Origin of the sequence: Rheinheimera sp. A13L, assembly GCF_000217935.1 — a bacterium.
Taxonomy (GTDB): Bacteria; Pseudomonadota; Gammaproteobacteria; order Enterobacterales; family Alteromonadaceae; genus Pararheinheimera.
Genome location: NZ_AFHI01000062.1, coordinates 1 through 731 on the forward strand (window position 1 = coordinate 1; position 731 = coordinate 731).

The window sequence follows — 731 nt, forward strand, 5'->3', positions numbered from 1 at the left end:
ATGAAACTCGGCGACACACCGCTGGTGGAGTACACCCGCGACCGCCTGCACCGGGAAACGCTGCGCAGCTTCGGCCGTTATGAACTCACCACCGCTTATACCCCTGCCGGGCAGTTACAGAGCCAGCACCTGAACAGCCTGCTGTCTGACCGCGATTACACCTGGAACGACAACGGCGAACTCATCCGCATCAGCAGCCCGCGCCAGACCCGGAGTTACAGCTACAGCACCACCGGCAGGCTGACCGGCGTTCACACCACCGCAGCGAATCTGGATATCCGCATCCCGTATACCACAGACCCGGCAGGTAACCGCCTGCCCGACCCGGAGCTGCACCCGGACAGCGCCCTCAGCATGTGGCCGGATAACCGTATCGCCCGTGACGCGCACTATCTTTACCGGTATGACCGTCACGGCAGGCTGACAGAGAAAACCGACCTCATCCCGGAAGGGGTTATCCGCACGGATGATGAGCGGACCCACCGGTACCATTACGACAGTCAGCACCGGCTGGTGCACTACACGCGGACACAATATGCAGAGCCGCTGGTCGAAAGTCGCTATCTTTACGACCCGCTGGGCCGCAGGGTGGCAAAACGGGTGTGGCGGCGTGAACGGGACCTGACGGGCTGGATGTCGCTGTCACGGAAACCGCAAGTGACCTGGTACGGCTGGGACGGCGACCGGCTGACCACAATACAGAACGACAGAACCCGCATCCAGACGATTTA

Annotated in this window: 1 pseudogene; it reads left to right on the forward strand. The window is 61.8% G+C overall.

Annotation, left to right across the window (positions count from 1 at the left end):
- Positions 1-731, forward strand: a pseudogene (locus tag RHEIN_RS20975) (RHS repeat protein); the annotation flags it as partial.